The sequence below is a fragment of the Labilibaculum antarcticum genome (genome assembly GCF_002356295.1).
In the GTDB taxonomy this organism is placed as follows: Bacteria; Bacteroidota; Bacteroidia; order Bacteroidales; family Marinifilaceae; genus Labilibaculum; species Labilibaculum antarcticum.
The window spans coordinates 3534931-3558836 of sequence record NZ_AP018042.1; the positions used below are offsets into that span (position 1 = coordinate 3534931).

Consider the following 23906-nt stretch of genomic DNA (forward strand, 5'->3'; position numbering starts at 1 on the left):
GTATTTTCTGGTGTATTTTCAAAGCAGAATAAGATAATAGTACCGAAAGGATATGTGGTGATCGTAAATTAGGAGTTGTTTGCTACGGTAAAACTAAATTTAGATCCTTTTCCTAAGTCGGATTCTACCCAAAGTTCGCCACCTAATAATTCTGTAATTTCTTTTGAAATGGATAAGCCCAGGCCATTTCCTCCGTAATGTCTCGTGAAGTGTTCTTCTACTTGTCTAAAACGATCAAAAATAAGCTTTTGATTTTCCTTAGAGATTCCAATACCAGTATCCTGAATAGTAAATAATACAGTATAGTCTCTGCATTCTATACCTAATGTTATTGTTCCTTTTTGGGTAAATTTAATGGCATTTTTAATCAGGTTGTCAAAAACTTGTCGAAGCCTTTTCCGATCACTGAACAACATGCAATTGATGCCTGATTTTATTACTTGGCAGTTTATTTTTACAATCTGAATTTCCAAGCCTTTTTTTGAGACCTCCGGTTTATAGAATAGAAGTATTTCATCAAGTAAATCTGTTGCCGAAAAATGGCTTAGTTTAATATTTAATTCGCCTGCTTCAATTTGCGAGATATTCACAAGATCATTTATAATCATCAACAGTTGCTCACCTGATTCTTTTACAATATTCTGGTAGTCCTTTTTAGCATCATCAGGAGTTTCTTCATGCAAAATTAAATCGGTAAATCCCATGATTCCATTTAGGGGAGTTCTAATTTCGTGACTTAAATTAGCTAAAAATGCCGTTTTTAACCGGTCGTTTTCTTCTGCTCTAAATTTAGCTTTCCTGAGTTCCGATTGGATCTTTTTTTGTTCGGAGATATCCTTTCCAATTTTCATGAAGTTAATAGTCGTGCCTTCTTCATTTTTAATGGGTGAAATACTTGCATGTTCCCAATAATAATTGCCATTTTTTTTGCGATTATAGAATTCACCTTCCCATTTTCCACCTGCTAATATGGTATTCCATAAATCTTTATAAGTGTGTTCGGCTAGTTTTCCTGATTTTAATATTCTTGGGTTTTTTCCTTTCAGGTTTTCAGCAGAATAGCCCGTAATTTCACAATTTTTGGGGTTTGTATATTCAATATTTCCATGGGTATCGGTAATAATAATAGATGCCGGACTTTGCTCTACAGCATTTGAAAGTTTTAGAACATCTTGAAGTGCATTTTTTTTGTCGGTAATATCATGCACCGTACAATGCAAAATCATTTTTCCATTCATTTCAATTTGCCCTACATAAGCTTCAATATTTCTAATCTCTCCTGAGGCAAGTGTATGTTTAAAATCGAAATGTTTTTTATTTTGTTTAGCCAAATAAAGCTGTTTCTGTATTTCTTCCTCGCTGGATGTGCTGATCTGTTTAAGATTCATTTTCAAAAGCGTTTTTTTTGAATATCCGGTATAGCGAACAAGGGCATCATTACCATCCAAAATTGCTCCGCTATCAGAATCAATTAAAACGATGGAAGAACTGCTGTTGTTAAAAATGGCCTTGTGTCTCTTTTCGCGTTCCTCCATTTTTTTTGTTGCGAGAATTTGTTCCGTGATGTCGTAGCAAGTGTAAACCATCCTGTTATCGTCAAGCATGAAGGCGTTCGAATGATAAAACTTTTTTGAACTATCGATCTTAAAATTAAAAGGAACTATCCTTTTTTGCTGAATTGATGTATTAAAATATCCGAAAAATTCTTTGTTTGTGTTGGGGAAAAGCTCCAGCACTGTTTTTCCCTTGACATCAGCCAGCTTAAAATCCATAATTTGTTCATTCAATGGATTCATGTCTATATATTCAAGATCAATAAGATCATGGATCTGATTAAAAATGGGTTTAAACAAAACAATGGCAACATTGATGCGATTAAAAATTGAACTCAATAGCAATTGGTTCTCTTTGCTATTTTCTTTTAAGATAACTTGCTTCGATATGTCAAAATAGTTGACGCAAAATGAACCATCGTCAATTGGAAATGCATTAACAGAAAAGTGTTTCCCTAAGGGCTTATGAAACATCTCAAAATTCACATTCGACTTTCCTTTGAAAATTGGGCCGAAAGTTCTAAACCATTTGGGGCTTGTTTCCGGAAAAATCTCCAGAATACTTTTACCTATAACTTCTTCTTTTTTATACCCTATTAACTGTTCATTCATAGGGTTCATATCCAGATAAGTGGCATCAATTAATTCTCCCTCGGATCCGAAAACGGGAGAGAACATAACAATTGCTGAATTCAGTTTGTTAAAAAGATCGGCGTCTTTACTCTCACCTTCTACAAGCTTATCAATTAATTGTTGATTGTTGTTAGTGATGCTTTCCTGAATTTTGTGCTCTTTTTTAACTTTGTTACTAAGTTTTTGGCGAGGTGTTTTTGCTTGGTCTATTATTTGAATTTGTTCCAGGACTTTAGTCTCTAGTTTTATGCTTTTACTTTCAAAGGCCAGATAACCTTCTATGTCCAATTCAATAATTTCTTTAATTTGTTCAAGAAGCTGTTCTATCTCTTTCGGAAAGCAATTCTCATTATTGTCCAAAACACAAATTGTCCCAAAAATACTGTTGTTGGGTAAATAGATTGGGAAGCCCAAATAGGCAATCATACCAAGTTTTACATCTGGATTATTCATCCAGTTGATGTCTTTTAGTGCATTAGGTACCAGAAGTTTATTGTGAGTTTCGATTACTGTGTTGCAATAAAGCCCGTATAATTTTTCACGATCGCCTACTTTGTATGGATTTTCGGACATCTCGCTTTTGGCAAATACCTCTATGCTTTCGCCATCTAATTTCATAATGAGTGTGGCGGGGAGGTTAAATGTAGTGCTAAGTAAATCAATTAATTTTTGCCATTTGGCAAGTATGGTATTTGGGATTTCTATCGATTGGTTCATAAAGGGATTGGTCATACATTGTATGTGAGAGAACAAGGATATCTTTTACTCAAAAATAACCTATTTGTTTCGAAATTATTCTCTCACTTTCATAATAAACTATGCGAATGCACAAGTCTGTTTCTAAAACTTCTTATTACTAGGTAGTATGGCTGTGTTTAGAGTAATTCTGAATAACGGACCTATTAATTATATTTTGTAAAGTGAACGCAAGATACAAGCTTCACTTCTCGCAATTCAGTAATAATTTAACTCCCCATCAGTGCATTCAAGCTGATGGGAGTTTGGGTTTAAAAGTGAATGGAAATTGTATTCTGTGTTTAGGATTTGATCAATGCATGGGGAGTTATTCTTACTGATTTTAATATGGCATTCCCTGAGAGATTTGAACACATTTGAATTAAATAATTGCGCTTACACAAAAATGGAGATACTATCTTAAATCATCATTTTTTGGTTGCAAATAGTCATTTGTCTGCTTCAGATTGCCATTTTTCAGCCTCAGGTTACTATTTGTGAGCATCAAATTGCTGTTTTTCGACCCCAAACTGCCATTTTTTCACTTCAGATTACTCTTTTTTGGGTACAAGTTGGCATTTGTGATGCTCAAATTACCATTTGTGGGGTAGTAACCCCCGCTGGAGGGTAATTGTTAGCGGGGGACTAGTAAAATTGGGTGTCTTGCCTAATTTGACAAATAGCATTTCTTGCGGTCTTCGTTTTTCCAGAATACATACCGTCCGCATTCACGAATTTCCAGCATTCGGTCGTATAAAAGAGTAAATGCCTTGTCACGAAGAAGTTTGCTTTCGCTGCTTTCTGAAGTAGAACCATTTGCTTCAGCCAATAAATCAGCCATTGCGTGCGATTTTGTTTTGGATTTACTGTTCAGATTCACATCGTAATTTATTTTAACAAGTGGCTGTGGATATTTTACGGCTAATACACTTAATTCCAATAAATCCTGAATCATATCGGCATGACTACCGCCTTCGCGGATACGTCTTACTTTTTTGATGATATCAGAATGCTTGCGATAAGCATAAGTGAAGTGATGCAGCATTTCATCGCGTAAGTCATAAGCTTCGGGCGATTGTTCCAGCCATTCTTTTTGAGCCTCTTGTCGGGCACGATACTCGCTCATCCATTGAGCCTCGTAATAACGCAAGTTCCCAGCCAAACTGGGCAGATCTTCAACCAATGTGTAATCTAAACCCGATTCCACAAGCTCTTCCTTGTCTTTTGTAGCCTCAACAGCCAATGTTTCTGCTTTGGCAGCAAACTCATCAACAGGTTCGGTTGGCAGTTTCACTTCCTCCAAAGAAAGTGCATTGGTTGGTTTTTTCCACTTCTTAAAATCACTTTGGTAATCCATTATTTACTATTTTTGTTTCAATATTAATGGACCCATCAGCCTCCTCTTCCAATCTTCCCGCAAAGTAGCTCGGTTGATGACCAGCTGATGGGTTACCATTTTCTTCCATTGTAATCACCATTTTAGTCATTTCAATCGAAAAACGAACTGAAATTAAGTAAAATAAGTCAGATTTTAACCTGTTAAAAGGGCCAATTTCACGAATGTGAAATAGTTAACACTTTTTGCAATATTCTGATAATAAGGTGTGGGGAGAGAGAAGGAGGTGCTGGGGCATTTATTTAGTATTGCTCACTGTCTTAATTTGGTAACTGCCATTGCTCTTGAAAGCTTGCGGAAACGACCGGTACATACTGAATCCCTTTAATTTCCGTTTTATGAGGCGTTATCACAACATCAACAATTCCTTTTTCTAATTTCTTTAACAAATCCTGATAATCAGAAAAACTAGTGATCACATTAAAGTTCAGAGTATGAAGATGCCTTTCTAGAATGTGCTGAAACGTTTCAAAGCATATGCCTATACTTATGGTAGGAATATCATTCTCAGTGCTTTTCTGAAAGTACCTTTCTATCTCTTCTAATTTTAGTAAAGGCTCAATAAGTGCATTGTATAAACTTTTCCCTCGTTCGGTAGGAAGCATTTTTTTTGATATTCTATAGAAAAGTTTTTCTCCTGTATAACTTTCCAGCGAACCTAAATGCAGGCTTACTCTAGGTTGTGAGATAAATAAAGCTTCGGCCGCTGCAGTTAATGTTCCTTTTTCGTAAATCGCTTTAAAGGTGCGATACCATTCTAAATTTACCACATCTATTATAATTGTGATGGAAATGCATGAATTAACTTATTTTTATAATAGAAACATCCAGTGTATTTTTGTACCGAATACTAAAGAAAGGTGCATCTGTTAGTAATGGAGAAAACAAAAGTTAGGAATTTAGAATTGAACAATCGCATTATATGCGCGGCTTAGTAAATAATATTTGAATTGTATAAAATAAAATTATAATAATGAAAGACCTACAAGATTACCCAAAGGGAAGTTTAACTGTTATGGCCTATTTTAAGGCTGTCTCAGTATATAAGAAGGATGTGGAAAGAATCACAAAAATTTTAGTGGAGAAGGTTAAAAAAACAGAAAAAGGGAATTTGATTTATGAGGCATCATGGTCGGTGAATGAACCTGACTGTATCGTATTTCATGAGGTATTTGAAAATTCACAGGCATTTGAAACTCATAAAGAGACAGCTCACTTTAAGCAATGGGGCATAGAAACAGAAGGGATGTGCCAGCCTGGCGGGAATATATTTGTTATTGAAAACGATAAGCTTTTTTAATTGACACAGCCCTATGAACCGAACATGAATTTAAACGGGTTTAGTTTCACATAAAATCATGTTTAAATTCATCGGAAGGAACAGATGAAAAAATAAAAGACAAATTAGAGTATATGAAACGAACATGTAAAAGTTTTTACCCACAGGAAGATGATTATTCCAGCATGGTAAGTTCCATATGGCAAATCAAAAACAAATTATAATCATATGAAACGTTCATATATAAAGCTTTCTACACACAGGGAGATGATTATCATAGCATGGTAAGTTCCATATGGCAACTAAAAAAACAAATTATAATCATATGAAATATTTAGAATACAAGAATGGAGACAAAATGCCAATTTTAGGTTTGGGAACCTGGAAATCAGCACCTGGAGATGTGTACGCTGCAGTTAAGGAAGCCATTAAAATTGGGTACAGGCACATCGACTGTGCTGCTATTTATGGCAATGAGAAAGAAGTAGGAAAAGCAATAAGCGAATCTATTGCTGAGAATATTGTTGTCCGGGAGGAGTTATGGATTACTTCAAAGTTATGGAGTAATGCGCATGGTAGAAATAATGTGATCCCTGCTTTAAAGCAAACATTAGCTGATCTTCAGTTGGATTATGTGGACCTGTATGAAATACATTGGCCCGTAGCTTTCAAAACCACCGTCCTTGCACCAGAGAAACCAGAAGATTTTGCCATCAATGAATATCCCATCCCCGATACATGGAAAGGAATGGAGGATGCTGTTAATCAGGGATTGACTCGTCATATTGGTGGATGTAATTTTAAAGTGGCCAAACTGGAAGAACTACTGCTGTCATCAAGCATCAAACCTGAGATGATGCAGGTAGAGATACATCCCTATTTGCAACAAAATGAACTGGTTGATTTTTGTGAAAAAAATGGAATCCTGGTAACAGCCTATGCACCTCTTGGATCATCTGACCGTCCGGCAGGCATGAAAGCGAAAGACGAACCAGTGCTTTTGCAAGATGAATTGATTAACTCCCTGGCCCAAAGAAAAGGGATCTCTCCTGCTCAGATATTGCTTGGATGGTTAACCCACAGAGGAATAGTGGCTATCCCAAAATCCGTTAATCCCGTTCGCTTAAAACAAAATTATGAATCGGTAGAGATTGTTCTATCTCACGATGAAATGGGAGAAATAAAAGGATTAAATAAAGACAGAAGATATGTTGACGGTTCATTTTTGATAGTCGAGAATGGCCCCATAAACAAATCAAATCTATGGTAATCGTCAAATGATTTTAAAAGCTATTGTGCAACTTAAATCAATAGAATTCGTGGAGGTTTGCCTTATGGGTATTCATTTACTTTATACTAAAGGAACCAAATCTTAAAAGATATTATTATGAGGATACAAATTATATTATTAGCAGCTATCTTATTGCAATCTTGTGTAAATCAAAAGTCTTCGTCTAATAAAAACGAAGTAATTGAGGTCGCTCAATATAAAGGCCAACAGGTCACAGGGGTTTCGGTAAGCCATACAGGTCGGGTTTTTGCAAATTTCCCAAGATGGAGAGAAGACGTAGAAAATTCTGTTGTAGAAGTTGCTGCTGATGGAACAACCCGCTCTTATCCAAGTGAAAGATGGAACAACTGGGCTATTGGAAAATCTATTTCGGATTCTGTTTTTGTAGCTGTTCAATCGGTGGTCGTGCACAATGATGACTTATATGTTTTAGATACCCGAAACCCATTATTTAAAGGGGTGACAGATGCTCCCCGCCTGTTTGTGTTTGATTTAAACACCAATCGTTTAAAAGATATACTTGTTTTATCTCCTAAAAGCTATAAGCCTACATCATATATTAATGATTTACGTATAGATGAGAAAAAAAATTGTATTTATATGACTGATTCAGGAGAGCCTGGTTTAGTGATATTGAACTTATCAACAAAGGAAAGCAAGCGTGTTTTAGATAACCATTACTCAACACGAGCAGAAACAGATCATTTAACGATTAATAGTGTTAAGTGGAACAATACCGTTCATTCAGATGGTATTGCCTTTAATAGCAAAACGAATCGCTTATATTATCACAGCTTAACCGGATATAATCTGTATTCTGTTTCGGCAGATCTATTAAACAATGGCGATAAAGAGCAGATCGAAGCGGACGTAAAGTTAGTGGCTAAGACCGCTGCGCCTGATGGGATGATTTTTGATGATAAAGGCAACTTATATTTTGCTGATTTAGAAAATAACAAAATTCAATACCTCACACCTGATGGTAAAATAAATACACTTTGCGAGGGTGGAAAAATAAAGTGGGCAGATACCTTCAGTATTTTCAAAGGTTATTTATTCTATACAAACTCGAGGATAAACGAAACACAAAATGGTGTTTCTGATTTAACTTTCTCCATCAATAAAATAAAAATAGAGGAATAGAGGGATATAAATTTAGTGCTTGTTTTCCCAATAATACGAACCTCACCATCCTGATGGAGCCCCTAACTAAATTTTTAACTTAAATCCGATTCGTTCAAACAGATGGGATTAACACTTAAATTTATCTGTATTTCATGAGCTGTTTTAAATTAAGAAGTCTTTGAGGCGTATAAATGACTAATTAGATTTATAATACGGAAAATTTTAAACGTCCTGAAGAAAAACTTTTTATTATAGAAAAAGATAGGCTTCTTTTAAGCAATTTAGAATATCGAATATTAAAAGTATCATAATGGAAATCAAGTTATAGCATGGAATTTTTAAAATATAGCAACGGAGATCAAATGCCTATTCTCGGTTTAGGCACCTGGAGATCACAAGCTGGAGATGTATTTCGAGCAGTGAAAAGGGCTATTGAATTGGGATATCGCCATATTGATTGTGCAGCTATTTACGGAAATGAGAAAGAAGTAGGAGAAGCAATAAGGGAAGCTATTGCTGAAAATATTGTTATCCGAGAGGAGTTATGGATTACCTCAAAACTATGGAGTAATGCACATGGACGTGAAAATGTAATTCCTGCATTAAAACGAAGTTTGTCTGACCTTCATTTAGATTATTTGGATCTATACCTAATTCATTTTCCTATAGCCATAAAATCAAACGTAGTTTTACCTGAAAAAACTGATGATTTTGCAGAATACCCAATTGATGATACATGGAAAGGTATGGAGGCGGCTTTTGATGAAGGATTAGCTCAACATATTGGAGTCTGTAATTTTAGTATTGGCAAGTTGAAAAAGCTAATGCAAACTGCACAAATTAAACCGGAAATGAATCAAGTAGAAATTCACGCTTATATGCAGCAATTGGCATTGGTGGATTTCTGCAAGGCAAATGGCATATTATTAACAGCCTATGCACCTTTAGGCTCATCGGATCGACCAGAACATTTAAAGTCAAAAGATGAACCTGTACTATTGAACGATGAACAAATTAATGCCATCGCGATAGAAAAAGGGGTTTCTACAGCACAAGTATTGTTAGCATGGATACTTAAAAGAGGAATCTCGGCTATTCCTAAATCTGTAAATCCGGCAAGGTTAAAGCAAAATTTAGCAGCAGTAGAACTTGTTTTATCCGATGTGGATATGGATAAAATCAAAACTATAAATAAAGGCCGTAGATATATTGATGGAAGGATTTGGTATATAAATAAGGGACCTGTCACCTATAGCAATTTATGGGATGAGTGACCTATGACTACATTAAGCTTAAATGGGGAGTATCCTATTAACTATAAATAACATTAACAAAAAAAATATTATGAGAGTACAAATTATATTACTGATTGCTATCTTATTGCAGTCATGTGTAACTCAAAAGTCACTATCGAATAAGAATGATATTATTGAAGTTGAACAATTTAAGGGGCAACAAGTAACTGGGGAATCTGCTTTGGCTTCGGCCTCAGTTGCTTCTGAATTGGGAGTCGCCGATGGTTTGAAAACAACACCTTTATCACCTACTATCAATACCGCCCGTCTTTTGGATAAAAACCCTGCTTTGAAGGCTTTTTTTATGGCTCCGATAAAAGAGGAGGAAAAGATAACGGGGAAGCATATTGCAATTATTACAACTGATGGAGTGGAAGAAATTGAGCTGACTGGTTTCTTAAAATATTTGAAGGCAAGAGGGGCTATTGTGGATATTGTTTCTCCAAAGTATTCTCCCTGGGCTGAAAAATATGCAATACAATACCCTGTTAGTAGAACAGAATATATACAGACTGTGCGATTTATGGAAAACGCCGGAAAAGTAAAAATTGACCGTTTTATAGATGAAGTCAAAGCTGTCGATTATGATGCGGTTGTCATTCCAGGTGGTGCATGGAATCCTGATGCTTTACGTATTGACAAAAATGTCCTAGCTTTTGTTAGAGAAATGGACAAAGCAAAAAAACCGATTGCCTCAATCTGTCACGGACCGTGGGTTCTTATAAACGCCGAAATTGTTGAAGGCCGTAAACTGACAGCTGCTTGGAGTATTCATATTGATTTGAAAAATGCAGGGGCTATTGTGGAGGATAAGCCGATGGTAGTGGATGGTAATCTTATCACCAGTCGTTACCCTACAGACTTGCCTGATCTTCTGACTGAATTTTTGCGTCAGTTAAAATAATGGTTATATTCTTGAAGTTCATCTGTTTCAGCAGATCTATTAAATAATGGGGATAAAGAACAGATCGAGGCGAACGTAAAGTTAGTGGCCAAGACCGCTGCTCCTGATGGGATGATTTTTGATGATAAAGGCAACTTATATTTTGGAGATTTAGAAAATAACAAAATTCAATACCTGACACTTAATGGCAAAATCAATACACTTTGCGAGGGTGAAAAAATTAAGTGGGCAGATACCTTTAGTATTTACGATGGCTATTTATTCTATACAAACTCAAGGATAAACGAAACAAAAAAATGGCGTTTTTGATTTAATATTCTCCATCAATAAAATAAAAATTAGAGATTAGTAAACAAGTTTTTTTAAGTTGTTTTTCCATCAGTATTAATGCTGATTTTTGGACATATCATCACAGAGAACTACAATTCAGGCGGAGCATATAAATGATTGTTATTTGCAAAATCCTATTCCCATTCATCTAATTTAAGGATGATGGGGATAAGTGATTTGCCTTCTTCTGATAATTCGTATCTCACTTTAGGTGGAGTCACTGGATATATTTTTCGCTTAACAAGCTTATCTTTTCCAGTGCTCGGATAGAATAAGTAAACATCCTTTTTGAAATATCCGAAATACTTTTTTGAAATTCTCCTGACCTTTGAGCACCATCTTTAAGGTGAAACAAAATAAGACTTTTATGCTTATCACCTATCAAATGCAGCGTAAACGCCAAAGAATAATTAAATTCCTTTTCGTAATATTTGATAATTTCCTTATTTGTGTCATTATTCAGAGTTATCTTTTTTTAATGAGGGATAACGTTAAATTGTATGATAGTTGTAGATTGCGTGGTACTTACATGTAAAACTGAGATGAAGTTTAAGCGGGTTGCAAAACTTGAAATTTAGCACTGTCCCTGCCATTACTTATACAAAATGTGTGTGCTGGTGTTTATATCCTTTATTTTGGGTCTAAGTCCATTTCTTTTTTAAATATCTTCAAAATTTCATTCAATTGATTTTCATATATAGAATTCTTCCGGCAAGCAAAATAGAGTTGATTAGTAATTGGAGAGTTCCCACGCCATAGTAATTGCAATTTTCCATCTTCAAATTCCCTTTTGCAAAGAAAATCAGGAACAATGGCTAATCCGCTTCCAATACAAAGACTGTTTATTATCGATTTAAAATTGGGGACAATGTAATTGGCTCTAAAATCAGGTGACGAATTAAAATTAGCTTGCCAGAATCGCTTTAAATGCACATTGTCACTTGACGCACCATACCATTTTTTTTCTTTGATGAATGTGAGTATGTCGGATTTACTTTTTGTTTTAATCGTCTTATTAAAGGCATCTTTATCAATATCATTACTGCCAATTAAAACAATAGCCTCTTTGCCAACGGGTATATACTGAATCCCTTTAATTTCCGTTTTTTGAGATGTAATTACAACATCAACAATTCCTTTCTCTAACTTCATTAGTGAACTCTGATAATCAGAAAAACTGCTTATCACATTAAAATTCAGTGTATGAAGATGCCTTTCTAGAATGTGCTGAAACGTTTCAAAGCACATTCCAATACTTATAGTAGGAATATCATTCTCAGTACTTTTATGAAAGTGCCTCTCTATCTCCTCTAACTTTAACAATGGTTCAATAAGCCCATTATACAATACTTTTCCACGTTCGGTAGGAATCATTTTTTTTGAAACTCTATCGAAAAGCTTTGCTCCTGTATAACTTTCCAACGAACTTAAATGCAAGCTTACACCAGGCTGAGAAATAAATAAAACTTGGGCAGCTGCTGTTAATGTTCCTTTTTCGTAAATCGCTTTAAAGGTGCGATACCATTCTAAATTCACCATATCTATTATAATTATAATGCAAAGGTATGAATTAACTTATTTTTATTATAGAACTATCTATAGTATTTTTGCATCGAATACTAAAGAAAGGTGCATATGTTAGTAATGGAGAAAACAAAAATCAGGAATTTAGAATTGAATAATCGAATTATTCGTGCGGCTTTGTGGATGAAGATGGCTGACAAAGACGGGCATATCACACCACAGCTGTACAAGGTTTACGAGGAACTTTCGAAAGGTGGTGTTGGAATGATTATTACAGGTTATTCAATGGTTGATCCAAACGATAGACCAAACCCTGGAATGATGGGTATATACAACGATTCTTTTATTGAAGAGCACAGAAAATTAGTAGATACTGTCCATTCTAATGGAACTCCAATTGCTATCCAATTGGCTTATGGAGGTTCGCAAAACTATCATCCGGACTTTCAGGATGCAACATTATTTGGTCCTTCAGCCGTGAAAAACCGTTTAACGGGAATTACGCCCAAAGAGATGTCCAAAGAAGACATTCAACATCTAACAAAAATGTTTACCAGTGCTGCAATAAGAGCGCAGAAATCGGGTTACGACGCCGTTGAGATACACGGTGCACATGGCTATTTATTAAGCCAGTTCTTAACTCCATTTTGTAACCGGCGCACCGACGAATATGGAGGAACAATTGAAAATAGGTCTCGGATTATTGTCGATGTCATTCAAAGTATTCGTAAGGCAGCAGGAGATAATTTTACCATTATGGTAAAAATGAACCACGATGATTATATGGACGAAGGCGAAGGCTTAACCCTTGCAGATGCTGTTGAAGTTGCCAAAATACTTGAAAAAGCAGGAGCAGACCTGTTAGAGATTAGTGGAGTAAATGAAACTTCGGGAAAAGGTGTAGGACCGGCACGAACTAAAATAAACAAGCCTGAGTTACAATCTTATTTCTTGGAGCCAACCAAACAAATTGCCGAAGCTGTAACTATTCCTGTACTATTAATGGGGGGAAATCGCGATTTTAAAAGGATGCAAGGTATTCTTAATGACACCAGTATTGCGTACTTTTCCATTGCGCGACCACTGCTTTACGAACCTGATTTGGTGAATAAGTGGAAAGATAATCCTGATTATAAGCCACTTTGCATTTCGTGCAATGCTTGTTATCGCGAAGGAGAAGTTGGTTGCAGCGTTAAAGAAAAAAGAAGTATAACTAAAGTGTAAACCGCCAGAGACCTCTCGTTATTTTGATTTATAATCTTCGTTTGTGAAGTAGAGGGGAGCCATCAACGCCTCAATACAATGAAATGTTGCTTGAAAAGTTGATGGTGCCATAGTGGTGTGTTGCTTGAACGTTGATGGTGGTTATGCCATTTGATACATTCCTTGAATTGTACTCATCTCGTTTGAGATGAGCTTCTAGCTGGCTCTGGCATAGTTTTCTGTCATTCGGGTGTTGGTATGTCCCATTATCTTCGAAATGGCGTTCTATATTAAGCGGAAAAATCCAGATATCATCTAATATTATTGATGTAGATGGGATGAATAGTGATCAGAGTGGTCATTCTTCAAGCTAAATGCAGAGTAACTTCATGTCTTCTTAGAGCATATCAATTTAAAAAAACACAGAGAATGTTATTGGTTTGTTAAGATCGAATCTCACTCTTAGAAGGGAGAATATTTTGCGTTAATTTACATCAAATTCAAAAAGAAACTCATAAAACGAGCTTGATGAATTCAACATATAAAGTAGAGTGAATTAGATTCAAAATTAAAAAATAAGGATACAGGGATGAAAGAGAACAAGAAGTTAAGTCTTAGTATGTTCTTAATTTAAGATTGGCTACAGGGGTAATTATATTAGTATTGGCATTATGAGTGAACTGTGTCTCTCAAAAAATATTTTATCTGCATCCGTGTTGTCAAAATCTTACACTGTGGTCATGATTGTGATCTTGCTTGTCCTTATTTGCTTACAAAATGGGACTCTTTGGGCTTACGATATGTTTGTGTCTAAGACTGGTGAAAAATAGAACACATGAATAAGAGTCACTTATCGGTTATTGCAATATATCTTAAATACGATAACATTAATGGGAAAACAGCAAATAGGGGCGACGGTATACCAATACTCTTTAATACTAATTATTTTGGTAGCCATAGCTTACAGTGGGGGCAGGGATTTTTTATTTCACAATAACGAGGCCGAAGTCACTGTGGTGTTAGACGATATACAGGAGATTTACCCCACGGCAGAGTATTATACTAAAAATAGACAGGGTGCATTTGATGTTTATGGCAATAGTATCGATAAAATAGGGTCAGCACTACTCTCATCCGATTACTCCCAACAATTTGGTTACGGTGGTAGCGTTCCTTTATTGATAGGTGTTGATGATAATTTGACTATTACCAAAGTTATTTTATTGCCGAACCATGAGACTGGTGACTACATAGAAGCCATATATGGCAATAAGTTTATAGGCAAGTGGCAAGGCGTCAACTTAGAAGATGCTATGCAGCTCCATGTTGATATTGTCTCTGGAGCTACCCTTACGAGCAAGGCTGTGATTGCAGGCATTAGGCATACAGCCTCTTCAGTTATGGAGTCTGATGCATCTCTTATCACAGAATCGAACCTTTGGACAACGATTAAGGATGTTCTATTTTTGAGTCTAATGTTGCTATCGCTAGCGATGGCTTACAAAAAAGGAACGGCGAAGTACCGCAGTCTTTATTTGTTATTGGTGTTGGCTATAATGGGCTTAATCCTCAATAATGCACTCTCTGTTCGGTTACTACACGGATGGCTACAGCATGGCTTTGTATGGCGGGCCAATTGGCAAAGTAGCGTGGTCTTTATTTTAGCATTGACCCTCTCTTTTTTCGGTAAGCGTAAATTTTACTGTAACTATCTCTGTCCAATGGGAGCATTGCAAGAACTAACGAACCATTTTACGCCTTTCAAAAAAAGAAAGCTACCAACACGATTTAAGGGTATAACTGCCAAGGAGATATATCTGACACTTATTGCGGGCGCTTTGTTATTAGGTTTTACTCCCGAATTATCCTATTTAGAACCTTTCATGTTCTTCTCCTTTCGCATAGTAGGCATCGGACTTATTATCTTCGGTTTAATAGTTGTTGCGTTGTCGCTATTTTTCACCAAACCCTGGTGTTCGGTATGTCCTACAGGATGTATATTGGATACTATATCCTATGAAAAAGTTAAAAATATTGATTCGTAAAACTATAAAATCATGCAAAAAAGTAAATTTTTAAATATTATTCTTGCCTCTGCCGTATTGGTATTGACCATTCTTTTGACCAACAAAAATGACGGGTCCAACAAGCCCACAACAAGCCCAATAGTTCCATTTGCAGATTCTCTTCCAGCAGCATCACATGCTGCAACAATTCCATTTAAGAAGAAATCGTTGGGGATTAGAACAGAGTTGTATCCAAAACCTGCTTTGGTGATAGGCTCCTATGATAAAGAGGGTAAGCCGAATATGATGACGGCTGCATGGGTAAGCATAGCCAACTCTAACCCGCTGAGTATCGCGGTCTCTATGCGCCCCGCTACCTATTCTCATGGCAATGTGACAGAGACAAAATCTTTTACCGTCAATATTCCTTCATCCGAATTGGCTAAGTATGTTGATTACGTAGGCCGATTTTCGGGAAAAGATGTAGATAAGTTTAAGGAGACTGGGCTCACGCCTGTTAGAGGAGAGTTTGTAAACGCTCCTTATATCAAAGAGTTTCCTATTGTTATAGAGTGTGAGCTTACAGAGTTTCATGACCTCGGTTCGCACAGACAGTTTATCGGAAAAGTTATAGATGTAAAAGCTGATGAGGCAATCTTAGATTCTAAAGGTAATGTAGATGTTAATTTGTTGAATCCTCTTATATATGCCGGGGGGAATTATTATGAAACAGGACGCTTGATAGCCAAGGTCGGTGAGGCTTTGAAAGATATAGATGGTCAACCATTTGTTCCTAATTATAGTCAGAGATATGAGAATGAAACATTGGAGGTGATACACAACCGAAAGAGTGTGCGCCACTTTACCGACCAGCCGGTTTCAAAAGAGCAGATAGAGACCTTGCTAAGGGCAGGTATGGCCGCCCCAACAGCAGTTAATAGGCAGCCTTGGGCTTTTTATGTTGTTACCGAGCGTGAGACTCTAGATACACTAAGCCAACAATTACCTTATGCTAAAATGTTGTCTCAGGTGCAAGCTGCTATTGTGGTGTGTGGCGATATGGAGAAGGCTGGTAATTTAAAAGATGAAGGCTATTGGGTGCAAGACTGTGCAGCAGCCACAGAGAATATACTCCTTGCCGCTGAGAGTATTGGGTTAGGAGCAGTATGGACTGCTTCGTACCCATACGATGACCGAACAAAAGCGGTTATAAAGGCGCTCAACCTGCCAGAGAAGTATATCCCCTTAAACGTTATTCCGATAGGCTATCCTACAGGTGAAGACGTGCCGAAAGATAAGTGGAAAGCAGAGAATGTTATTTGGCAATAGAGGATTTTATTCTACCTGGCAGATGTCAGTACATTAGCAGTCTCCCACGAATCAACCCCTGCTAGCGCGAGCTTGTAGCTCGTGCTCTGTTAAAACAGAACAAAGCTACTACTTGTGCATTTATAAAAGTTCGACGGGTAGCTGCCCCAACTCTCCAGCATAATTTTTAGCACTACTATATTTCCAGTGATGAGTTTCCTCTGCAAATCCTGCTTCCACTGGGTTATTATGGATATAGTTTAGTTTTTCTGATATCACTTTATTGCTCCACAATTCAACTGGCTGGTTATTTTGCTGCCACAATTGACGTTGTTTTACATTACTATTCATTTGGCCTGCACGTTGCATCATCCAAAGCAACCATTATTTTCTACTTTCCTGTGGGTTTTCTTCGATCAATTGTTGGATATGTTTTGATGAGTAAGTTTTAAACTCTTTCAAAATTTTACCTGGGTTAGAGTTTTGATCGTTAAATATCAAATGAATATGACTTGGTAATATACAGTAAGCATATATTACCATGCCTTTATGAGTACAACAATATTCTAAACTCTTGATAATGGCAGCAAAATACTGTTCGCGCACAAAAACATCAAGCCAGTAAACAGTGGCAAAGCTTACAAAGTATAATCCTTCTTTGTTGTGAAATTTATATTTACGACTCAAAACTTATTATTTCTTGTATACCTAATTCTTACGAAAAAATACAGATTAGAAGCTTGTTTTTACTGCTTACGCAGAACACGAGCTACAAGCTCGCGCTAGCAGGGGTGCGTACGGTGGTGTGAGAGGTTTTCCGCTAGGCTAATAACCTAGCGGCAGCCTACTCGATTGGCAGTAGTACTTTCTGTTCAATTTTTCAATTCAAATTCCGTTCTTTCAAAAGTTTTTCTAACTCTTTTTCTTTTTTGGAATTATTCACCAATCTATAAATTAAAAAAAGTGGAATTAGCATTGGAACTATTCCCAAAGCATTTTTTTTATAAATAGAAGCTACAATTCCAATAAAAAAGATTCCTGCTAGAAATCCAATTAATGTAGCATTCAATATTTTCCTTCTTTTCAATTCCTTTTTTTCAATTTTTAACTCTTCGTTAGTCAACTCAGATAGATTCTTTTTTTCCATTATTCGTATTTTTAATTTCTCTATGGTTTTCAAAAACTTCAATGGCAGACTTTAGGAATCCAATAAACCCAATTCCCAATACAATAATTCCAAAAGAGACTTCCTGAAAAATTTTATTGGAAGCAAGAAAGTATCCGAAAATCCCAAATGTCAATAATGAAAAAACTAAGAACGCAATAACAATTATGGCTATCTTCCCTTTTGTAGGATTTCGCCATATTTGTTTTTCGAACTTAAGTGAAGTTTTTTTTGTATCCTAAAGCGTTGCGAAACTAACAGTTATCCCTAAAAATATTAAAGAATAGTTTAGTTTAGTCCAATCTGCATTTCCATTTGAAAGGGATACTATAAATGGAATATAGAACCACACGGCCGCTAGAATTAAAGGATATTGCAACTAACTTATGATGTGAAATATTTGTGTTAGATTCTTCATTTTTTGATAAACTTTAATTCATAAAGGAGTAAATATGTTGTTGTAAAAAACTATTCTAATCAATCTAATCCTAAAAAGTGTCAACTATGTGCCTTGACCGTACCCTTTCCCTGACATTACTTATACAAAATGTTCTCATTAGTTTAATTCTTCCCTAAGTCTAATTTGTCCTTAAGCTCTTTTCCCAGTCTATCATCAATTAAGCTATATTCTTCTACACGTTTTTCAAAATGAATCCAAATTTTACCATTTTTTCTCCAAAGTCCTTTATTACTGTATTCTACAGTACATACTTCATCCTGAGAAATTGATATACTCTTCTTCATACCAAAGATATTCATCAAGAATAGATTTACATTCCTATCTTCCATGTTAAATTTATAGATGCAATCAGGTCTATAATCACTAATAATATTTCCAAGTATCGGTACTATGAGTGTTATCAAGAATAATACCCATTCGTATTCCCAATCTAAAACATTCATACCCATCAATAGCAAATAGATTATTGTAAAAATAATTGAGGGTAAAATAAATCTAAACCTCAAATTCCATAATTTCCTTTTAAAGGAGGTCGTATTAATAATTCCTTCTTCAATTGTGGTTTTATTTTTTGACATTTTTTAAATATTTATTAATAATTAATGAGAACAAGTGGCTAAGACGCTATGCGACTCACATCACTTATCTGTGACTTCCCGTAAGTGGCTGTTTTTGTTTTTATTAGTCTCTTAAATTATGCTTTAAGAGACTTTCGTTTTTGCAAGAGATAAACTCTGTATAAATACTAATATGTACAGCTCTTATATAAAACCCAACTAAGGTATTCTTTTTTTGCAGAGATCGTAATAAATGCAATGGGGAAATATTATAATTAATAAGAATTGCTTTGGTAAGCTTGTTTTATGAGTATACCCTGTCAGAGGTTTTGTGCCCTGACAGCGGTTTGTTGAATTTGTAATATGCGTACACAACGATTCTGATTAAAAATCAATAAATAAGAAGTGTCTGGCCATGAATAATCCTTATGAGTACATATTGCCTGCAATCTCAGGGGGTATTTGTGAAGTGTTTGTTTGTCTAGTTTTTGTATAGGTGCAAAGCTGTCTTGTCTTGTTTTAGAAAATTAAATTAGAACGATATTAATCTGGAAATGAAAATAGGATACAAACACAAAACTGTAATATGCTTAAATTGAAAAATATAGGATTGTTTGCAATATACGTTCTGTTGGGCTTGAGTATGTCTGGCCAGAGCCTTGCTCAGAAGATGGATAAAAACTTTTTCAATCGAATAAAAACCGAAAAAGTACAATCTGATCAGTCTGTTGAATGGAAAAATTTTGGCCCGGGAATGTCGGGCTATTGTGAGGAATTTTGGTGTCACCCCACAGATACGAATGTGATGTTTATGGGGCCCGATATGCATGTTACTTATGGTACTTGGGATAATGGGAAATCGTGGCATACCATTAAAGACAGCGATGGTGACGGTAAGGATTTGGAACGCACTCTTGATATTGTGTTTTCCTTGCAGAATCCGGATTACGGGGTGGCTTTGGAACGTTATGGGAATATTTTTGAAACTAAAGACCGCGGTCGAACCTGGAAGTTGGTGTACACAATTACTGAAAAGAACAATCCGGTTTTTAAAAAGAATTCGAGCTATAATGCATTTACTAAAATCGCCATTCATCCTACCAACGACAATATTTGGTTTATAGGTGTGGGTAACTTTTGGGATGTAAAAGCCAACCATAAAACACAGAAAAATCCGAATGGATTGATTCATTCAAGGGCAAGTTATGGCTATATTTTAAAGACAACAGATAAAGGAAAATCGTGGACTAAAATTGCCAATCATATTTCCGACGAATTGGATGTAGCAAGAATCATTATTAATCCTGCTAATGCAGATCATATGATCATTGCCACTAGTCATGGTGTATATACAAGTAGTGATGGTGGTGATAGTTGGAAAGCTAGCAGTAAAGGCCTGCCTAATAATCTGCCACGCGATTTATGCTCTTACTACAATCCTAAAACCAAAGAGTTTGTACTTTATTTGGTAGAGCAAACGGTTTACACCGCTAAAGGGAAAACAACAGAAGCCACAGGTGGTGTTTATAAAAGTGTTGATGGAGGTGCAAGCTGGATAAATATAACAGGCAATTTGGGAATAAACTTGTCGGTAATTGCGGATTCAGGGGTGCGTGATCGTTATCACAGAACGATTTCTCATTGGTTCGGAATAGATAAAAACGTTTCAAAAAAAACCTACACAACTTATCCCGACAAAACCCTTTCGGTGTACAATCGAATTGTGGTGAATCCTTTGGATAAAAATGAAATCTATCTTTCGCACAATAAGAAACACGATCGCGGTTTTGGACCTGGTGAGGTGTGGAAAACTGAAAATGGCGGAAAAACCTGGTTTGCCTGTGTCCGTGATGGCAAATATTGGATAGCAGAAAAAGATAAAGCGTACTGGCAAGAAAAGAATAATCCTACTGGTGCAAATATTGAATTTGCCCACATACAAGGAGAAATGGATGAGGGATCGGAAACAGCTGGAAATCGCATGATGGCAATTAATGCCAAAGGCGATGTGTTTCTTGGAATTGCTCAGCAAACAGTGCGTAGTAACAATAAGGGTGCTAGTTGGCAACAAGTTGATGATTATGAAACGGCTCCGGGATCTAATGCTTGGGTAGGACGAGGAGGCAGTGATCTTCCTGGAAGATTTATGTTGCTTGAAACGGGTATTGAAGACCGATATCTTTTATGCTCTGGAGAACATGGCTTGTGGGAAACCACCGATTTGGGTACTTATCCTGATAAAGATGCTGTGGCAGTGAAGCAAATAGAAGGTCAAGTTCACGATCACAGTGGAAATCATGCATCTCATTCTACTTCTACAGTTGCAGTGCATCCTAATGATACGAACACCATTTACATTCTAAGCTGGCGTCAGGAGCACAGAGGGAAACTGCGCAGAACTCAGGATGGAGGCAAAACCTGGGAAAATATCTCTACCATTTTCGATGGTAATAACAACAGCTGGGAAGGCTTGGCTATGACTTATTCTTTACAAATTGACCCTAACAAGCCAGATAATATGTATTTCTGTTCTATTCGGAAACCAATATCTGAAGTGGGCAGTTCCGTTAAGGAAAACATTCTGACAAAAGGTGGTTATGGTGTTTACCGATCTACAGATGCAGGATATACCTGGACTTTGAGTAACGAAGGACTTCCTGCCAAATGCAGTGTTCGCAGATTAACTATGGATCCTCAAAATCCGGAAATTATTTATGCTTCGGTAAATCAAAAGAGTGATAATGATCCGGGTGGTCTTTATAAATCAACTGATAAAGCAATGACTTGGAGCAAAGTTAAGGTGCCTGCAGTTGTTAAATCAGTAAATAATCTTTTCATCGATCGCAATACCAACTACATGTATATTTCATGTGGTACCCGTTCGGGAGAGTACATTTCAGGTGGTGTTTGGCTAAGTAAAGACAATGGCAAAAAATGGGAGAAAATATTCAAAGCGCCTTACGTATGGCAAACAGAAATTTCTCCGGTTAATTCTGATATTATTTTGGTGAATGTGCCGGCTCAGGTGAGCACAAAATTCAAAGATTTTAAAAATCCAGGTTTGTATTTATCCAAAGATGCAGGGAAAAGCTGGACTAAAATCAACAAAGGCATAGGTCAACCAGACAAAATGGTGGATGCAAAGCCTGATCCATATCATGAGAATATTATTTGGAGTGCCGGCTGGGGAAGCGGTTGGTTTAAAGCGATCATAAAAGAATAGGGGCGTTCGTAAAGCTCAAGCTAGTAATTGTTTAATTCGAAATGTCATGATTGAGAAAACAAGCTTGTTTCGTGTTGTTCTACTGATTTTATTGGTGGCTAATTTACTTTCGGAAGTAAATGCTCAAAGAACTCCTAATGTGATTTTAATCCTTACGGATGATCAAGGAATTGGGGATTTGGCATGTCATGGTAATCCATGGATAAAAACACCTAATCTGGATGCATTTTATAAGGAATCGGTTCGATTAACAGATTTTCATGTAAGTCCCTATTGTGCACCAACTAGAGGGGCAATAATGACTGGGAAATATCCGATAAACAATGGAGCATGGGCAACATTTAAGGGGCGGGATGCTCTTCCCGAAAACACATCAACAATGGCCGATGTTTTTAAACAAAATGGTTATACAACGGGTATTTTTGGTAAATGGCATTTGGGTGATAATTACCCGGTTCGGCCTACCGATTGCGGTTTTTATGTCGCCATTCACCACAAAGCAGGCGGTGTTGGTGAATTATCTGATTATTGGGGCAACAGCTATTTTGATGATGTGTACTATGTGAATAATGAGCCGAAACAATTTGAAGGTTACTGTACTGATGTTTGGTTTAAGGAAGCCATTAAATTTATTGAGAGCAATAAAGAGAGTCCATTTTTTGTCTATTTGCCAACTAACGCACCTCACAGTCCGTGGTTTGTTGATGATAAATACTCCGATCAGTATAGAGATTTAGAAGGAGAGGAAATTGTTAGTGCCAACTTCTACGGGATGATCACGAATATTGATGAAAATATCGGAAAATTGGATAAATACCTCAAGAAGAAAGGGCTATTGGATAATACGATTTTGATTTTTATGACCGACAATGGTTCCAGCGGAGGAATTAGCCGTGATGGTAAAATAGGATACAATAAAGGTTATCGGGGAATGAAAGGGGCGAAAACAGAAGGTGGACATCGTGTGCCATTTTTTATTCGTTGGCCTGATGGTAAAATTGAAGGAGGAAAGGATATCAACGATCTTACCGGGCACATCGACTTACTTCCAACATTGGCAGGTTTGTGTCAACTTAATCTGGATGAAGATATGAATCTTGACGGGGTAGACTTTTCTTCACTGCTTTTAAAGAAGAAAAACAAATTGGAAGAGAGAACAATGTTTGTGCATAACCGTCAGGACTGGCGACCACCGATGGATGAAAAACAAACCTGCCTGATGAATGACAAATGGAGATTGGTAAATGGGAATGAACTGTACAATATTGACAAAGATCAATACCAGAGCAATAATATAGCTCATCAACATCCAGAACTTGTTAAAACCTTACTAAATGATAATGCTCGCTTTGTGAAAATAGCGAAGACAAGAATAGGATATCAAGAACTACCAGTCAATGTTATTGGAAATGATGAGCAGGATGAAATTACGCTAACCATTCAACATGCTATTGGAGAAGATGGAGGTATTTGGAAGTGTGAACAAGTGGCTGAAGGAATGAGGAATACCAATAACACTCATGCCTTGAGAGTTGATCGTACGGGTACATACGAAATTTCTTGTTGCAGATGGCCTAAAGAATGTCCTGGCCCGATTTGGGGAGTACCAGAGGAAAATCCTAAAAATCTTTACAATTATACCGTTATTAAACCCGAAAAAGTTAGAATTAGTATTGCCAATCAAATGCTTGAAAAAGAAATTGAAGCTAAGGAAGAGGCCGTGATATTTAAGGTAAGGCTTGAAAAAGGAAAAACACTACTTGTGAATGATTTTATTGAAGGTGGTGAAAAGTATGGGGTTTACTATACCTATATCAAGAGGGTCGATTAAGTGATAAGTAATAAATGCAATATTAATCTTGTGCTATGAAACGTACATGACAAGGATATTTTGACACACAGTGGGATGATTATTCCGG

Annotated in this window: 19 protein-coding genes and 1 pseudogene; 10 read left to right on the plus strand and 10 right to left on the minus strand. The window is 36.4% G+C overall.

All coding sequences use genetic code 11. The features are described 5' to 3' along the window. Positions 1–68 precede the first annotated feature (68 nt). The 4 genes from ALGA_RS14020 to ALGA_RS14035 all read right to left on the minus strand — a co-directional run bounded on the left by ALGA_RS14020 (position 69) and on the right by ALGA_RS14035 (position 5087). Positions 69–2903 carry a PAS domain S-box protein gene (locus ALGA_RS14020; protein WP_162845446.1) on the minus strand — a complete coding sequence of 945 codons (2835 nt, stop codon included), beginning with the start codon at positions 2901–2903 and terminating at the stop codon, positions 69–71. A gap of 685 nt (positions 2904–3588) precedes the next feature. Then, complete coding sequence (locus tag ALGA_RS14030; protein ID WP_096430039.1) at positions 3589–4278, minus strand: hypothetical protein; 690 nt, start codon at positions 4276–4278, stop codon at positions 3589–3591. Then, positions 4262–4399 carry a hypothetical protein gene (locus tag ALGA_RS22995; protein ID WP_153244854.1) on the minus strand — a complete coding sequence of 46 codons (138 nt, stop codon included), beginning with the start codon at positions 4397–4399 and terminating at the stop codon, positions 4262–4264. Before ALGA_RS22995 ends, ALGA_RS14030 begins: the two co-directional genes overlap by 17 nt. A 178-nt stretch (positions 4400–4577) precedes the next feature. Then, entirely contained in the window at positions 4578–5087 is a 510-nt protein-coding gene (locus ALGA_RS14035; RefSeq protein WP_096430041.1) for a LysR family transcriptional regulator, read from the minus strand. A gap of 203 nt (positions 5088–5290) precedes the next feature. Here ALGA_RS14035 and ALGA_RS14040 point away from each other — a divergent pair, with 203 nt between their 5' ends. The 5 genes from ALGA_RS14040 (at position 5291) to ALGA_RS14060 (ending at position 10211) form a co-directional block, all read left to right on the plus strand. Next, a complete protein-coding gene (locus ALGA_RS14040) occupies positions 5291–5617 on the plus strand; it encodes a putative quinol monooxygenase (protein WP_096430044.1) in 327 nt (108 codons plus the stop codon). A 304-nt stretch (positions 5618–5921) separates the two neighbouring features. After that, complete coding sequence (locus ALGA_RS14045; RefSeq protein WP_096430046.1) at positions 5922–6866, plus strand: aldo/keto reductase; 945 nt, start codon at positions 5922–5924, stop codon at positions 6864–6866. Between the two features lie 117 nt (positions 6867–6983). Further along, a complete protein-coding gene (locus tag ALGA_RS14050; RefSeq protein ID WP_096430048.1) occupies positions 6984–8030 on the plus strand; it encodes an L-dopachrome tautomerase-related protein in 1047 nt (348 codons plus the stop codon). 311 nt (positions 8031–8341) lie between these two features. Then, on the plus strand, positions 8342–9286 hold the full coding sequence (locus tag ALGA_RS14055) for an aldo/keto reductase (protein WP_096430050.1): 945 nt from the start codon (positions 8342–8344) through the stop codon (positions 9284–9286). A gap of 70 nt (positions 9287–9356) precedes the next feature. After that, the gene (locus tag ALGA_RS14060; protein WP_162845447.1) at positions 9357–10211 is read left to right on the plus strand and encodes a type 1 glutamine amidotransferase domain-containing protein; all 855 of its coding nucleotides are present in this window, start codon (positions 9357–9359) and stop codon (positions 10209–10211) included. Between the two features lie 464 nt (positions 10212–10675). Here the strand turns inward: ALGA_RS14060 and ALGA_RS23615 are convergent. Together ALGA_RS23615 and ALGA_RS14075 are read right to left on the minus strand one after the other, a co-directional pair. Next, positions 10676–10944 (minus strand): annotated as a pseudogene (locus ALGA_RS23615) (winged helix-turn-helix transcriptional regulator). A 227-nt stretch (positions 10945–11171) separates the two neighbouring features. Further along, positions 11172–12080 carry a LysR family transcriptional regulator gene (locus ALGA_RS14075; protein WP_096430054.1) on the minus strand — a complete coding sequence of 303 codons (909 nt, stop codon included), beginning with the start codon at positions 12078–12080 and terminating at the stop codon, positions 11172–11174. Between the two features lie 96 nt (positions 12081–12176). Between ALGA_RS14075 and ALGA_RS14080 the strand changes: the two genes are divergently transcribed. The 3 genes from ALGA_RS14080 (at position 12177) to ALGA_RS23195 (ending at position 16603) form a co-directional block, all read left to right on the plus strand. Beyond that, positions 12177–13289: an NADH:flavin oxidoreductase gene (locus ALGA_RS14080; protein WP_096430056.1), complete on the plus strand. Its 1113-nt coding sequence runs from the start codon at positions 12177–12179 to the stop codon at positions 13287–13289. Positions 13290–14158: 869 nt separating this feature from the next. Further along, positions 14159–15313 carry an FMN-binding protein gene (locus ALGA_RS14085; RefSeq protein WP_096430058.1) on the plus strand — a complete coding sequence of 385 codons (1155 nt, stop codon included), beginning with the start codon at positions 14159–14161 and terminating at the stop codon, positions 15311–15313. 12 nt (positions 15314–15325) lie between these two features. Then, positions 15326–16603, plus strand: a complete 1278-nt coding sequence (locus ALGA_RS23195) for a flavin reductase (protein ID WP_197705562.1) — start codon at positions 15326–15328, stop codon at positions 16601–16603. A gap of 120 nt (positions 16604–16723) precedes the next feature. Here the strand turns inward: ALGA_RS23195 and ALGA_RS23200 are convergent, their stop codons facing one another. From ALGA_RS23200 to ALGA_RS14105, 4 genes are all read right to left on the minus strand, one after another. Next, positions 16724–16954 (minus strand): hypothetical protein, encoded by a 231-nt coding sequence (locus ALGA_RS23200; RefSeq protein WP_197705563.1) that lies wholly within the window; start codon positions 16952–16954, stop codon positions 16724–16726. 12 nt (positions 16955–16966) lie between these two features. Next, complete coding sequence (locus ALGA_RS23205) at positions 16967–17269, minus strand: transposase (protein WP_197705564.1); 303 nt, start codon at positions 17267–17269, stop codon at positions 16967–16969. A 193-nt stretch (positions 17270–17462) separates the two neighbouring features. Then, positions 17463–17729: a hypothetical protein gene (locus tag ALGA_RS14100; protein ID WP_096430060.1), complete on the minus strand. Its 267-nt coding sequence runs from the start codon at positions 17727–17729 to the stop codon at positions 17463–17465. Between the two features lie 579 nt (positions 17730–18308). Continuing rightward, a complete protein-coding gene (locus ALGA_RS14105; protein WP_096430062.1) occupies positions 18309–18785 on the minus strand; it encodes a hypothetical protein in 477 nt (158 codons plus the stop codon). Positions 18786–19350: 565 nt separating this feature from the next. Here ALGA_RS14105 and ALGA_RS14110 point away from each other — a divergent pair. After that, positions 19351–21987, plus strand: coding sequence for a WD40/YVTN/BNR-like repeat-containing protein (locus tag ALGA_RS14110; RefSeq protein WP_197705565.1), 2637 nt, complete (start codon positions 19351–19353; stop codon positions 21985–21987). Positions 21988–22033: 46 nt separating this feature from the next. Then, positions 22034–23818, plus strand: coding sequence for an arylsulfatase (locus tag ALGA_RS14115; RefSeq protein ID WP_096430064.1), 1785 nt, complete (start codon positions 22034–22036; stop codon positions 23816–23818). Positions 23819–23906 lie beyond the last annotated feature (88 nt).

Excerpts from the sequence above, each read along its gene's own strand:
- ALGA_RS14045 (WP_096430046.1), top strand. The coding sequence starts at position 5,922 with ATGAAATATTTAGAATACAAGAATGGAGACAAAATGCCAATTTTAGGT.
- ALGA_RS14055 (WP_096430050.1), top strand. The coding sequence starts at position 8,342 with ATGGAATTTTTAAAATATAGCAACGGAGATCAAATGCCTATTCTCGGT.
- ALGA_RS22995 (WP_153244854.1), bottom strand. The coding sequence starts at position 4,399 with ATGGTGATTACAATGGAAGAAAATGGTAACCCATCAGCTGGTCATCAA.
- ALGA_RS14105 (WP_096430062.1), bottom strand. The coding sequence starts at position 18,785 with ATGTCAAAAAATAAAACCACAATTGAAGAAGGAATTATTAATACGACC.
- ALGA_RS14060 (WP_162845447.1), top strand. The coding sequence starts at position 9,357 with ATGAGAGTACAAATTATATTACTGATTGCTATCTTATTGCAGTCATGT.
- ALGA_RS14100 (WP_096430060.1), bottom strand. The coding sequence starts at position 17,729 with ATGGAAAAAAAGAATCTATCTGAGTTGACTAACGAAGAGTTAAAAATT.
- ALGA_RS14080 (WP_096430056.1), top strand. The coding sequence starts at position 12,177 with ATGTTAGTAATGGAGAAAACAAAAATCAGGAATTTAGAATTGAATAAT.
- ALGA_RS14050 (WP_096430048.1), top strand. The coding sequence starts at position 6,984 with ATGAGGATACAAATTATATTATTAGCAGCTATCTTATTGCAATCTTGT.
- ALGA_RS23195 (WP_197705562.1), top strand. The coding sequence starts at position 15,326 with ATGCAAAAAAGTAAATTTTTAAATATTATTCTTGCCTCTGCCGTATTG.
- ALGA_RS14020 (WP_162845446.1), bottom strand. The coding sequence starts at position 2,903 with ATGAACCAATCGATAGAAATCCCAAATACCATACTTGCCAAATGGCAA.
- ALGA_RS14115 (WP_096430064.1), top strand. The coding sequence starts at position 22,034 with ATGATTGAGAAAACAAGCTTGTTTCGTGTTGTTCTACTGATTTTATTG.
- ALGA_RS14110 (WP_197705565.1), top strand. The coding sequence starts at position 19,351 with ATGCTTAAATTGAAAAATATAGGATTGTTTGCAATATACGTTCTGTTG.
- ALGA_RS14085 (WP_096430058.1), top strand. The coding sequence starts at position 14,159 with ATGGGAAAACAGCAAATAGGGGCGACGGTATACCAATACTCTTTAATA.
- ALGA_RS14030 (WP_096430039.1), bottom strand. The coding sequence starts at position 4,278 with ATGGATTACCAAAGTGATTTTAAGAAGTGGAAAAAACCAACCAATGCA.
- ALGA_RS14075 (WP_096430054.1), bottom strand. The coding sequence starts at position 12,080 with ATGGTGAATTTAGAATGGTATCGCACCTTTAAAGCGATTTACGAAAAA.
- ALGA_RS23200 (WP_197705563.1), bottom strand. The coding sequence starts at position 16,954 with ATGATGCAACGTGCAGGCCAAATGAATAGTAATGTAAAACAACGTCAA.
- ALGA_RS14040 (WP_096430044.1), top strand. The coding sequence starts at position 5,291 with ATGAAAGACCTACAAGATTACCCAAAGGGAAGTTTAACTGTTATGGCC.